At 49.6% G+C, this 12,981-nt stretch carries 13 protein-coding genes; 2 read left to right on the top strand and 11 right to left on the bottom strand.

All coding sequences use genetic code 11. From position 1 onward, the window contains the following. Nucleotides 1-273 precede the first annotated feature (273 nt). From L0M14_RS02115 to L0M14_RS02105, 3 genes are all read right to left on the bottom strand, one after another. On the bottom strand, nt 274-699 hold the full coding sequence (locus tag L0M14_RS02115) for a DUF1284 domain-containing protein (RefSeq protein ID WP_235120450.1): 426 nt from the start codon (nt 697-699) through the stop codon (nt 274-276). Nucleotides 700-735: 36 nt separating this feature from the next. After that, nucleotides 736-1,305, bottom strand: a complete 570-nt coding sequence (locus tag L0M14_RS02110) for an NUDIX hydrolase (RefSeq protein WP_235120449.1) — start codon at nt 1,303-1,305, stop codon at nt 736-738. A gap of 299 nt (nt 1,306-1,604) precedes the next feature. Further along, nucleotides 1,605-3,032 (bottom strand): hypothetical protein, encoded by a 1,428-nt coding sequence (locus L0M14_RS02105; protein WP_235120448.1) that lies wholly within the window; start codon nt 3,030-3,032, stop codon nt 1,605-1,607. Between the two features lie 409 nt (nt 3,033-3,441). Here L0M14_RS02105 and L0M14_RS02100 point away from each other — a divergent pair, with 409 nt between their 5' ends. Beyond that, the gene (locus L0M14_RS02100) at nt 3,442-3,663 is read left to right on the top strand and encodes a hypothetical protein (protein ID WP_235120447.1); all 222 of its coding nucleotides are present in this window, start codon (nt 3,442-3,444) and stop codon (nt 3,661-3,663) included. A gap of 16 nt (nt 3,664-3,679) precedes the next feature. Here the strand turns inward: L0M14_RS02100 and L0M14_RS02095 are convergent, their stop codons facing one another. The 5 genes from L0M14_RS02095 to L0M14_RS02075 form a co-directional block, all read right to left on the bottom strand. Continuing rightward, the gene (locus L0M14_RS02095) at nt 3,680-4,009 is read right to left on the bottom strand and encodes an ArsR/SmtB family transcription factor (RefSeq protein WP_235120446.1); all 330 of its coding nucleotides are present in this window, start codon (nt 4,007-4,009) and stop codon (nt 3,680-3,682) included. 1 nt (nt 4,010) lies between these two features. Then, entirely contained in the window at nt 4,011-4,436 is a 426-nt protein-coding gene (locus tag L0M14_RS02090; protein ID WP_235120445.1) for an SRPBCC family protein, read from the bottom strand. Nucleotides 4,437-4,521: 85 nt separating this feature from the next. Beyond that, a complete protein-coding gene (locus L0M14_RS02085) occupies nt 4,522-5,619 on the bottom strand; it encodes a Ger(x)C family spore germination protein (RefSeq protein ID WP_235120444.1) in 1,098 nt (365 codons plus the stop codon). Beyond that, nucleotides 5,616-6,674: a GerAB/ArcD/ProY family transporter gene (locus tag L0M14_RS02080; RefSeq protein ID WP_235120443.1), complete on the bottom strand. Its 1,059-nt coding sequence runs from the start codon at nt 6,672-6,674 to the stop codon at nt 5,616-5,618. The genes L0M14_RS02085 and L0M14_RS02080 overlap by 4 nt, the downstream gene beginning before the upstream one ends. A gap of 31 nt (nt 6,675-6,705) precedes the next feature. Next, the gene (locus L0M14_RS02075) at nt 6,706-8,058 is read right to left on the bottom strand and encodes a spore germination protein (RefSeq protein WP_235120442.1); all 1,353 of its coding nucleotides are present in this window, start codon (nt 8,056-8,058) and stop codon (nt 6,706-6,708) included. A gap of 310 nt (nt 8,059-8,368) precedes the next feature. On the opposite strand from L0M14_RS02075, the gene L0M14_RS02070 reads away from it, so the two are divergent. Further along, nucleotides 8,369-9,586, top strand: coding sequence for an MFS transporter (locus tag L0M14_RS02070; protein WP_235120441.1), 1,218 nt, complete (start codon nt 8,369-8,371; stop codon nt 9,584-9,586). Between the two features lie 126 nt (nt 9,587-9,712). On the opposite strand, the gene L0M14_RS02065 is transcribed toward L0M14_RS02070, so the two are convergent. From L0M14_RS02065 to L0M14_RS02055, 3 genes are all read right to left on the bottom strand, one after another. Next, a complete protein-coding gene (locus L0M14_RS02065) occupies nt 9,713-10,363 on the bottom strand; it encodes a DsbA family oxidoreductase (RefSeq protein ID WP_235120440.1) in 651 nt (216 codons plus the stop codon). A gap of 152 nt (nt 10,364-10,515) precedes the next feature. Next, nucleotides 10,516-11,352, bottom strand: coding sequence for a VanW family protein (locus L0M14_RS02060; protein ID WP_235120439.1), 837 nt, complete (start codon nt 11,350-11,352; stop codon nt 10,516-10,518). A gap of 94 nt (nt 11,353-11,446) precedes the next feature. Further along, the gene (locus L0M14_RS02055; RefSeq protein ID WP_235120438.1) at nt 11,447-12,961 is read right to left on the bottom strand and encodes a DUF4153 domain-containing protein; all 1,515 of its coding nucleotides are present in this window, start codon (nt 12,959-12,961) and stop codon (nt 11,447-11,449) included. Between the last annotated feature and the right edge of the window lie 20 nt (nt 12,962-12,981).

Here is a 12,981-nt window from a genome sequence, read left to right as displayed (position 1 = left end):
AAGCTACCACCTCATTTCTAGTGACTCAAGGATAATCGACTTCGTTGTCCTAACGGGACGGTCGCCAGTAGCAGGATTTATCGTTTCTTTATTTTATCTCGATAATGAGGCTCAGTGAAAGCATTCGGTATCAAATGCAGCTAAGGAGCTTCGAGTTTGTTGCAACACAAAAAGCCCCACCAGCTTGATCGAGGCCACTTAAAAGCACATAAAAGCACTTAAAAGGTTCAGCGGACTCACTTGTTCTGGAGGGGGCTTCGCTTTCCGTCACAATTATTTCTTAATCGGCGGCAGCTCCCGGCCTTCCGTAACGAGCCGGACGCCTTCGGCGCAAACGCCGTAATGCTCCCAAGGACATGTCGCGCAGATTATGCCGATGTCCTGGGGTTGTAATTCGGCAGCCACTGTCACCAGAATATCCGCCCACTTCCAGCTGGAGCCAAGCTTGATACCAAGCCTCTCCAGAATTCCTGCGTCCTTGCTGAGGACCGTGTGGTTCTCACAATGATATCGCTGGTCGCCGATAGGGAATGCAGCGCATATGTCATCAGGACCCTCGACAATCTCAATCTCCGTCTCGGGCTGACTGCGAAGCGTCTCATAGATTTTCGTCATATTGACGCAAAATTCCGGCGAATAGCCCATCCCCCGAAATCCCAGCAGACACAATAGGTGATGGCCTCGTAGCTTGATGATCATCGCAGAAAGCCTCCTTGATTTTACAAATTCATAGCCTTATTTCGCGGCGGGGGCTCGGTACAAGCCGTATCCATCCATAGGTACGATCGGATGCTCGTCCACTGTTAATCCTTCTGTATCGGCATGCACAACTACATCTACCAACCAGCGGGTGAAAGAAGCTACATTCATGGAGGCCATCTCTTCCAGACTATAGAATCCGGCGGCATCCACTTCTACATCATCCGGCTTCGGCTCTCCGCTTACATATTCCATTTCAAAGGCGATGTAAAGATTATGTATGCTTCTGGGCAAGTCGCGAATGGCTACAATCCGTTTTACCGTCGCTTCGACGCCTGTTTCTTCCATGACTTCCCGCTTGATCGTTTCATGAATTAGCTCCATCTGTTCGATGTAACCTCCCGGGTTAGTCCAGTTGCCCTTGCCGGGGTTCTGCGCTCTGCGGACTAGCAGCAGCTTGCCTTCTTTCATAACGAGCGCTCCTACGCCGATGCTGTAGTTACCCCAATGTACAAAGCTGCAGGCAGGACAAGCCCTGCGCTGCTCGCCTCCAACCTCACGAGTTTCCAGCCCCGTCCCGCAAGATAAGCAAAAATTCACTTCCATCCCATCCATCTCCATCCGGTACATACTTTCATGGCATTGTGTTTCCTTATTATCCTACGAAACGCAGGCCCTGTCTACGAATGCGCAGCTTACAGACAGATACTACACGCACAGCACCTTAAAGCCTCCCAAGGGATTCGCCGAAGGGAGGCTGAGGTATTACGTTATCTACATTGTATAGAGCCAAGCTGTCTCCCCAACCGGATCGTCAGGGTCGAAGTTGAAGGCGTAGAAGTTAGTACCGCCGCAGCCACGTGTTTCACTATATTTTCCGTAAGGGGACTGCCCTTCCTCTCTCGTTACACTAGGAACATAGCCACAACGGTAGTCACGGTTAGCCCGATCAACACCGGAACCAGGTTCCTTCTTGCCAGCTCGAACGGACTCACGCCGCAAATCGCTGCAGCCGGAATTAGTGCCCATGGGATCAAAGTACCGCCGCCTACCCAGATCGCCGCTACCTGGCCTAAAGCCGTGAGGGTCGCAGCCCCGGAGCCGATAGCCGTTGCAAACAGATGCGCGATGGACCCTGCCAGTGAGATACCCGAAAACCCTGAACCATCGAGACCCGTAATGGCTCCAGTCACGGTGAGCGTCACAGCGCCTACAGCCCCATTCAGAGGTACCGTATGAGCAAGCGCTACGCCAAGGTCATTGACGATCCCCTGTGAGCTCTCGGGAAGCACTTTCCCGAACAATTCTCCGAAAGCCGAGTCTCCCAAGTAAAAGAAGGCAGCAATCGGTATCACCGGTCCGAATACCTTAAAGCCGAATTGAAAGCCCTCAATGAGATAGGCTGTTGTTTGTTCCAACCCTTGATTGCGGTGCGCCAGTAAAGTAACGGCGACTAGAATAAGAACGGCAGTCCCTCCAATTAGGGCAGTGGCATCCCCGCCTTGGAGATGTAGGAGGAACATGGCGATGACATCTGCCGCGAATAACAAAGGAATGAGAACCGCAAGCCATTTCTTCAAGCCTTGCGGAAGATGCACTTGGACCTCCGTCGAGCTTGCATCTACTGGGCCCGTACTGCCATCAAGCGAATTCGCCGAATTGGACGATACAAGTCCATCTCTCCACGTGCCGTTCTTCATATCCCTGCGCATCATCCAGAATGCCGTTACTGTTGTCACGAGCCCCATAACAATGACCAGCGGCACGCTAGCCTCCATCACTGCCGAGACGGGCAGCCCTGCGGCATCTGCGGTAAGCTTAGGAGCCCCTTGGATGATGTAATCACCTGACAGCGCAATACCGTGGCCGAACAGGTTCATCGCCATTGCTGCCCCGAGCGCGGGTAAGCCTACGCGGACGGCAACCGGAAGCAGTACAGCTCCAATCAGGGCAACACCGGGAGAAGGCCAGAAAAACCAAGAGCCGATCATCATAATAATGCCGATGCCCCAAAAGGCTAGCGCCGGCGTACGTAAGAAACGCGTCAACGGCGCGACCATCTTCTCGTTGATGCCCGTGACGATGAGCACACGGCTCATCGCCACAACAATGGAGATGATGAAGATGGTTCCGATTAATTCCTTCGTCGCATAGATGAAGCTGTTAAAAATGCCTGTGATGGAACCGCTTACTGTTTCCGTTGCCATGAAGCCCAATGCTAAAATACCGACAACGCAGATCATTGTCGTATCGCGACGCTTAATCAACAGCGCCAGAATAAAAACGATAAACGCCAAATACACCCAATGAATCGGCAGCAGCTGAATATCCACTAGGGATCACCCTCTCATGAGTTGCAATATAGGTGATATATCCTATGCAGGTGCCTATGCAGGCGTTCGTACAGACACTACCTGAGACTCCTGAACTCGCAAGCCGCAGCCATCGTCTAACTAGGTACAACAATCAACAGCTCAGGAATATGCCGCGGCATGGATGCATCGGGACCCCGAGAATGGCCTAAAATGGGTCACGGAGGCGTGGAAAGCGGATAAAAGCGCTTTATGAATTTTATACCGGACAGAGCGATCAAGATATCGGACTTCCCTTTGATAAAGGGTATGGGATTCCGTTAGAGGTGGTCAGACAGGGAACAGACGAATGGGGTGAGGAGGTTTGGCGAGTCAGCCCTTAACCTGTGGTACAATAGGTAGCAGCACATGAATAAGGAGATTGCAGCACATGTCACGTAACCATCGATTACTCACCGACGCCGACTTCCAGGAGGCTGTAGACCGGCAGTCCAGCATACGCATATTCAAGGACGATCATATCGTCGACTCGAATGCGGTGATTCTGCGGTTCAGCGATACGACCGTCGTCGTTCAGACGAAAGTAAGCGAGATTACTTATTACGATCGCAACGCATGCGAGTTTTTTGAAATGAGAAAGGCTTCCCGATAGCGGGAAGCCTTTCTCATTATTGCTCCTCTTCTGATTCGACGAGGTGCTTCAGCACCGACAAACGATTCTCCCAGAATCGTTCATAGTAAGCAAGCCACCGCTTCAGCTCCTTCAGCGGCTCCGGCTCCAGACGATATCTCGTCTCGCGGCCGACCTTTCTCTCTTTGACAAGCCCCGCCTCCGCCAAAATCCGCAAGTGCTTGGAGACAGCGGTCCTGCTCATTGGATAATGGCCGCTAATGGCATTGACCGGCATCTCCTTGTCAACCAGCAGCTGAAGCAAGCTGCGCCTAGTCGGATCGGCGATAGCCTGGAACACGTCATGCTTCGGAGACGGTTCGGCCATCTTAAGCCTCGACGTAGGAAGACAGCTTCTGAACAATGCCTGTCCAGCCTTGATCCATGTGGCCGCGTACGACCGAGTGAGGCTGACCAAATTCCGTAACCATATCAGCATTCCAACCGGAATGGATTAAGGTAAATTCTGTTTTGCCCTCCAGCGCAACTAGTTCGAAAGTAAGCGTCCAATCCTTCCCCCATTTGAAGGACAAGCGGTTCGGAGGATCAAGTTCCGTCACTTTGCACGGCGATTTACCGAAATTACCTGCTTCAAGATGAAACTCATAGCCTACCTCAGGTTGAAAGTCATTGGGCATAAACCATGCTGCGATACCTTCGGAGGTCGCTACTGCACTCCACACCTTTTGAATCGATGCGTTTAGAATAAGGGTCTTTCGAATATCCGTTAATGTCTGCTGTTGGCTGTTATCCACTTATAGTCCCTCCACATTTTCCTAATGGCTCTCTTGCATGAATCCATTATATGAAACCATTTGGTTTCACGTCAAGCTTTTAAAGCTATTTAATTACACCTGATCCTAGTATTTTCATTTCCATGTTAATATCAATTGGAAGCTTCGGGTACATTTCCTGCCACTGCTGCCATTCCTTCTTGCTCGTGTGCCCCATCGCCCGGTAACGCAGCCCGAATCCGATAGGATCGACGTTGTTCTCCTGAAGCTGAGACATTAAATTTTTAACTCGCTGCTTCATTTGCCGCTCAGCCATTTCTTCAAGCACATGCCAATTATCGTCATACATTTGGCGGCTTGCCTCTTCGATCATGCCGTCTGCTTGAACATTGATTTGAAGCTTTGGCAGGTCTGCATTCGCTCCGTCCAAGATATTGAATTTTGTCTTTAAGTGATTGATTGCTATATCAAACGAATCACTGTCTTCTTTGGTATGAATGTCCACTTTTTCGAAATTTCTGACTAGCTCATTGAGGACCCGAGTTTCTTCGGTATCCAGTATGATCTTTACCTTCTGCTTATCCAGTACGGCAACCTGGTCAATTTCGAACGTATCCTTCACCGGGCGAATGATCGGAAGATATGGATCCTTCCCTCTTTCCGTAAAGCGCCGGTAAAAGTCAGACAAATTCTCCGTCATAATATAAGAGGATTCCGTCCCTTCCCGATCAAAGCTCAAAAAAAGTGCATTAGCCGGAAGACGTTCTGAGATAGCTCCTGAATTTAGCACCTCTTCCGCCGTCGGTTCTCCGATGGCCACAAAACCGATCATTTGAATATCTCTTCTTCGCACAAACCAATCCAATGGACTCTCTATATTTTTATTGGCGAGTTCTTTTCCAAATACGAACATTTTAGCATGACCAAAATCAAGTTCCTTATCCACTTTCGATTTTAACAGTCGGATAGCCTCTGTAATGCTCTCAGCATCCTGGGTAACTAGCTGGAACTTGTTGGTTTGCCCGGGTTCGATCTTAGGCGAGGGAATACCAAGCTTCAGCGATACATGATAGGGCTTATCGGGATTATCCGATTGATCCACGCCTATTGCAAGCACGAAAAAGCGTTTATCTATGTCCTTAAAACCGCAACCGCTGACCGCAAACATACATAGCAGCAAAAACACAAGGAAGCATTGTTTCATGACTTACTCCTTCTTCCCAGCCAAAAAATGAGCAAGACTAAAGCTACCTCACTCGGCAGGCGAAGCTGAAACCATGCTGAAGTAAGCATCATGTAGTGCTTTTCATCAAACATTCGCGCGGTCCATTCCGAGAGAAGCAAAAACACAGCAATGATGACCCCAGAAGTCATTCGCGGCCTCCGCCCTGCATACTCCTGATATTTCTTAGGGATTACAGACTTCATAAGCTCTGCTCCTACATGCCAGGTTACTGTGATAAATAACATAGCGACGTTCAGATAGAGCAGCAGAAACACGAACAAGACTCTCTCTACAAAACCAAATTCCATTCTCATGGAATCCGCCGTACTCACCCAGGTATAGATAAAATCATCAACTCCTAAAGTTCCAAAGAAACCAATCGGGATGATAAAGGTTGAGGTCAGCACTAATGTGCCTGTGAGTGTTACGATCCATAAGAAGGAGAGCCTGCCGTCCACTCGAAAGGTTCTATTGAAGATCGCCCAGTTGATATACCCTGTAAATACATAGGTGGATGCCGCTAGAGACTCCCAATTCGGCCATTGCCAAACGTAGTGTATCATGACCCGGACCGCATCCCAGTCCATATTCTCGTTGGTAACGGTTTTAAATAAAATGAAGCCGATCATCGGCAGATTCAGGAGGAGTACAATTTCCATCAGGTACATAACGCTTCTGCTGCCGTTCGTCGCTACCCAACCGCAGGCTATGCCGAGAAAAGCAATCAACAGGAACAAATTCAAATCCGGATTCACAAATCGCTGAAGGATTCGGCTGTAAGAAACCGCAACCAGCCCTCCCGATGCAAACCACATGAAGCCCAAATAAATCAGGAGTACGGCGTTCACCCATTTTGGCAGGAACATCTCGAGGATTTCGGGGATACCTTTACCGTTAAATGTCATCATCGCATGGGTGAACAAATAAGTCAGCACGGAACCAATCAACACACTTAAGAGCATAGAAGGAATGGTTCCGCTAAAACGATGCTTCATCAGTATGCTGGGGATGAACAAGATGGTATTGGTCAGCATACACATCAATACAGGGTAATAATAATAGCGATTAATCTGTATCACCTTCTGACTTGGGGAAACTCACATTCCTTTCTCCAATAAAAAGCTTCAAATAGGGCTCGCCAAAGCTGCGCAGGCTGGCCAGATAGCCGATTAGCATAAAGAGACCTGCCATGGTACCGATCAATCCGAAAAAGGATGCTAGCAAAATCAGGATATATTTAACGAACCTCATCGCAAAACTCATGGAATTAATGGGAATGACGAAGTTTGAAATCGCTACGGCGGACGTAATAATGATCATAATGCTGCTAACTAGTCCGGCTTGTTGGGCTGCTTGTCCAAGAATAAGTCCTCCGACCGTAGTGGCTGTTGACCCAATAAACTTGGGAAGCCGCAAGCTGGCTTCCATCAAGGCTTCAATCATAAATAACATAATCGCAACCTCAACATAAGAGGGATAAGGAACGGCTGCGCGGCTCCCCGAGATAGATAGGGTCAACTGTACCCTGAAAAACTCCGGGTTGTACGAAACAATAGATACGTAAATTGCAGGCAGCAAAATAGTAATAAACAGGCCTATATAACGCAGAACGACCAAAGCTCGGGAAATCCAAAATGACTGGTACAGATCATCCATCGCAGCCATAAAATCGAAGAACACAGCCGGTAAAATCAGAGCAAACGGGGTACCCTGAATAAAAAGCACGATTTTGCCGTGGGCTAGATTTAGTACGACACGGTCAGGACGTTCCGTGATCATCATCGTAGGAAATAAAGAATATTTTTGCTTATTAATGAGCTTTTCAAGCTGTCCTGCCGACTGAAGAACGTCAACCTCGATTTCAGAAAGTCTTCTCCTTACTTTATTAAGAAGCTCCTCGTTGGCAAATGAAGCGTCATACATCATCATGACCGAGGTTTTCGTCACAGAGCCAATATCAAATTCTTGCGAAGACAGTTCCTTTCGAAAATATCTGGAGCGAACGATAGCCATATTGACCATTATATTTTCAGTGAACGATTTATTGGGGCCAAGCACCGTATTTTCCGTTTGTGTCGCTTCGGGGGAATCATTCAGCGCTTTCTTGATCGGAAGGCCGTATACCTCCGAATAGTACACAACGATAACATATCCGTTAAGCATCCGGGGCACAATCTCCGATACATCCTCAATAGACTCGGCGCCGAAAGCAAGGAAAGCTGTCTTGAATCGCTCAAAGCTGTCGCTTCGTAAGAGTGGGGTCGAAACAAACGACTGAATCTGTTGGGCTTCAATCATGGAGCCTAGAAAGAGGACATCCATCTCAAAGCTGCCATTGTCTACATGCTGAACGTTTAAATCGGCCGACGATGACAAATTCATCTTGATGCGATTGACTATTAAGTTATCGTTACTCATACGTCCGTCAGCTCCATCACTTTTGTTTCTGTTCCTCAGTCTAACCATTTCATACCTCGATAAAACGATTTCAACCGAATATGTCTATTGGAGGAGCACAAACGAGCCAGAATTTTAAGCTAATTTTCAGGTGGCTTTGTCGAAGAGGGTTTGCTAAAGCAGTATTTGATTCATGAAGTGACCAAGTCGTTTCTAGATGTGATTATGCTTGCTTTACTGACTTAGTTTGTTCCATGCCGCTTTTGTTCATTGCCCCCTATATGCCGCCATGCTATAATACTGAAACTGTCAATCAGGAAGGAGTTTAATCATGGCGCAATTGGGTACTGCCCTTCACTCAGGGCAAACGATTCGGCAAACGAAGCCTTTGTCCAAAGCACTCATTATATTCATGGCGGTTTCGTGCGGCTTGACCGTCGCCAATCTGTATTATAATCAACCGCTCCTCGCCGATATCGGAAGAAGCTTCGATGTCGATGCAAGACACGTTTCATTTGTCTCCATGCTGACGCAGATCGGATATGCGGCCGGCATGTTTTTGTTTATTCCATTAGGAGACATTCGGGAGAGACGCAAGCTGATCGGGCTGCTTTTGTTAGCGGTCGGTATTTCTCTCATCGGGGTAGCTTCCGCTCAAAATCTAGCCTGGATGTATACAGCGAGCCTCGCTGTCGGGATCACAACCGTAGCACCGCAGATGATCGTCCCTCTCGCCGCGCAGCTGGCAGCTCCCCATGAGCGGGGCAAAGTAATCGGCAGCGTCATGAGCGGTCTGCTCATCGGTATTCTGCTCGCGAGGACCGTATCAGGGTGGGTGGGAGAATGGCTGGGCTGGAGATTCATGTACGGCCTCGCCGCTTTACTTATGTTCATACTGGCTTTCCTCGTATTTCGTGTGCTTCCCGTGAGCAAGCCCGACGTTCAAATGTCATATCCCGACTTGATGAAGTCCATGGGCACCTTAGTTAAGGAGCAACGGACACTGAGAGAAGCCGCCTTGATCGGAGTGTTCATGTTCGGTTCATTCAGCGTGTTTTGGACTTCACTTACTTTCTTTATGGAGGGACCTGACTATGGGTACGGCAGCGGTGTTGCCGGGCTATTCGGATTGGTTGGTGTTGTCGGGGCTGCCGCAGCTTCCGTCATAGGTCGATTAGCGGACCGACTAAGACCTGCTAGTATGGTGGGTTTCATGATAGCAACCGCCCTTGTCTCCTATGTAGGTTTTGAGTTATTCGGGACTTCCATCTGGGGGCTGGCTATCGGCGTCATCCTGCTGGATTTGGGTATTCAAGGCGCCCAGGTATCCAATCAGGCTAGAATCTACGGTATGCTTCCAGAAGCCAGAAGCCGATTGAATACGATCTATATGGTCAGCTCCTTCATCGGCGGAGCAATCGGGTCATCGGCGGGGGGATATGCCTGGAGTATTTCAGGTTGGAGCGGCGTATGCCTGGTGGGCGGCGGTATGGTACTGATCGCATTCCTCATATGGACTTGGCACAGATTGAAATCCTCTACATCCTAAATTTGTAATCGAAATGAAATGTGTTTTTCATCTGGCTTTAATGTAAATGGGCTATTCTATAGATGACCCCCTTTAAAATATAAAACTTAAGACCCGCCGGCTTCGAGCCAGCGGGTCTCTTTCTGTCTATTCAGCTTGCGAGTGCTTCTCGCTCCATGCTTTCTCCAGCACATCCAGGAAGACTTGACTCGGCTGTGCGCCGGATATGCCGTATTTGCGATTCACTACATAGAACGGTACACCGCGAATACCGAGCTTCTCTCCCTGCTTTTCATCTGCACGCACTTCGTCTCCGTACTGACCGCTCTCCAGCATAGCCGCGGCTGCTTGGCGGTCGAGTCCGGCCTCCTCTGCGATCGAAGCCAGCACGGAGTAATCGCCGATATGCCTCGATTCGGTAAAATAAGCCCGAAATAACAACTCCGCTACCTCTGCGCTTTTACCGGAGCTTGCGGCGAACCGAATCAACCGATGTGCATCAAATGTATTGGTCAAAACCATCGTGTCAAAACGGTATGTCAAGCCTTCCTCCGCAGCTTGGCTGCCAACCTGTTCGTTCATGGCGATCGCCTCTTCACGGCTCATGCCGTACTTAGCCGCCAGCATGCCATGTACATCAACTTCAGATTCACGCGGCGCGCCAGGATCCAGCTCAAAGCTTCTATACACCACTTCGACCTGCTCTTGATGAGCAAACTGTCGCAGTCCGGCTTCAAACCGGCGCTTGCCAATATAACAAAACGGACACATCACATCCGACCAAATCTCAACCAGCATCCCATATCCTCCATTTCAAGGGCTTTCAACCAAATGATACGATATCCCCTGGCAAAAAGATAGGCTGCCCAAGGTCATCTCGACCTAACCGGGCAACCTGCTTACACCACTCACATCTGGAATTTGATCAACTGAGTGTGTCGCTTCACGCCTCATTCCGAGTTGACAGCGCGCAGCGCATATTTGACTTCCGCAAGATTGTCTATAATCTTCTCTTCCTTCATGATAGAGCCCGACGGCTGCACGGTCAGACGCCAAATCTCATTTTGCCGGTACCATCGGCCCTTTGTCTCAAAGAATCGATGCCCCCGCTCTTCCACCCGATAGCTCGCTTCAGGCAGCGTCTCCCTGTACAGCTCCCCGACGAGAAAATCATCCGTTAGCTGAAGCTGAATCTGGTACGAGGTATTCGTTCCATTATAAATTCGCAAATCTACATAATTATAGAACACACTGGTCCCACTCCCGAATGGCACCGTTCTTCGATCATCCGGGAACATATCGAAGCTGTGATGATGTCTCTCTGCAATGGTTAGCGGAGAATGAAGCGCCAGCCAGAACAGCATGTTCGCCAGCTGGCAAAGACCTCCTCCCGTACCGCTGGTTACTTCTCCACGGGATAGCACCAGGCCATCGAGAAACCCTCTTGCCGCAGTGACCTTGCCAATCCGGTTCCAGAAGGAGAAGGTCTCCCCAGGCCGAATCACGATGCCGTGAACAAGCGGAAGGCTCAGCCGCAAGTTGACAATTTTATTTTCCTGCAGCTGCGGGTCCGTGCCTGCCAGCCTGCGGCGAAGCACAGACTTGTGCTTTTTGCATAGATACGGATATCTCGCCTCCGATTGCAGCGACGCGAACCGCAGTCCGGCTCGCGAATCGCGCCATCTTCTTGCCATTTGAAGCTGCCAAATGCGCACGTGGTACAAAAAGGGAAACATTCGTCCCAACCAGGCTTTCCAAGCCAGCATCGTCTCACCGACCTTTATCACATCATGTTTACCTACTTAGACGAGATATGATGCCGATTCGTTCGGAATTTGGCCCATTTTTCCCTTTATATCCCAATATAGATTTTTCGAACGCTCATCGATGGGCTTTCCATCGCGAAAGATTCCATGATGCCCATGTATGCTCATCAGACGAAGCCGTCCGCATTCGCTTCAGAACAGGCTGCAATGTGAGCAGCTCCGGATGACGGGACTGCAGCTCCGCTATTGCGGGCAAAGCATCAACCGAAAGCCTGCTTAGATACGGAATGTCGATAACACCCGTTTCTTCGAACCGCTGTATATTATTCAAAGCGATCCTCGCGTCGATATTCGCGTAATTCATGATCAAGTAAGCCGCCACGGATATGCAGACGGTCGCTTTTGCTAGAGAAAAGCGTTCCTTCCATATCCGGCACAAGGCGATTAGAAGCAGCACAGCCAAGTAGAGCATGAAGCCGTGAACCAGCAGCCTGGACTGCGTGTAGCCGTAGGCATGCTCATAGAGCGAGAGCCTGCTGTATGCCGAAACGAGCATGACAAGCGTACAGCCCACCAGCATGCTGAGCAGGAGCTTACGCAGCAGCTCCGCGGCTCTGCCTCCTGCCTCAATCAAACGCAGGCCCCCAAGCAGCAGCACAATATTGATCAGCGCAACAAGAACCAGCTCAGCGAAGCCTCTTCGCGCATATTCTGCATAAGCGACGCCCGTAGGCAGCATTCCATCCGCTGCGCCAAATAAATAAGAAAACTGAATCGCTGCAAACAGCACATACACGCTATTCACACTAACGAGAAGCACAGCCGCCGTAATGGGGCTCATGCTCAGATTGATAACCGGATCCGCGTCCGAAGCGGAGTATTCTAAGGCTGCATCTGCCCTTTCTTTGATGAGAGGGAAGAGCAGTCCCCATATGTAACAAAACGTATAAAGCGCTATGAAGGAACCTGCGGCAATTCGCGCAATGCCATCACCGATCGAAATTCCGCTCAACCACTGGGGAACCTCACTTACCCACGATTGAAAGATGGAATCGGCCGAAGCCAGCAGGGCAACCACAACGAACAGAATGGGTAGCGCCAGCAGCAATCCGAGCAGCCCTTGCCTGATTTTGCCCCAATTGGACTCCCGTTCCGAATGCTTCCCATTACCTGAAGGAAACAGCTCCTTGATCATTCGAAATGGAACGTTTAGATAACGAAGAGGCTTTGCCACACTTTGGCTGACAAGCTCCTGAAGGAACGGCCAGCGGTACCAAGGATTTGTGCTTGTGCGGGTCATAATGACCGTCTGGCCCAACACTAGAAGCAGCAAGGCAAATAGATTCAGAAAAGCAAACAATCTGTTGTCATACAGCACATAGGTCAGTGCAAGCAGCGCAATAACCGGCAGCAGCGCCCAGCTGGCCAAGCTTTGCCCCCGCCATTTATCGAAGCCCCCGAGTCTGCCTCGAATCGCATAGGCATAGATCCCATAGAAGCCTGCCACCGTTACTACGACCGATATGCCTGGCATCTTGTCGATAAATAAATACTGACTGACAACTCCAAACAAAATTGATAGCAGCAGCAGTCTGCCGTACCTTTTTTGCCAAGGTGCCGGATCTCTCATGTCTGTTCACTCCATTCGCC

This window comes from Paenibacillus hexagrammi, from assembly GCF_021513275.1.
Taxonomy (GTDB): Bacteria; Bacillota; Bacilli; order Paenibacillales; family NBRC-103111; genus Paenibacillus_E; species Paenibacillus_E hexagrammi.
Note: the sequence above shows the minus strand (reverse complement) of the source record. Positions and strands in the feature narration are given on the sequence as shown.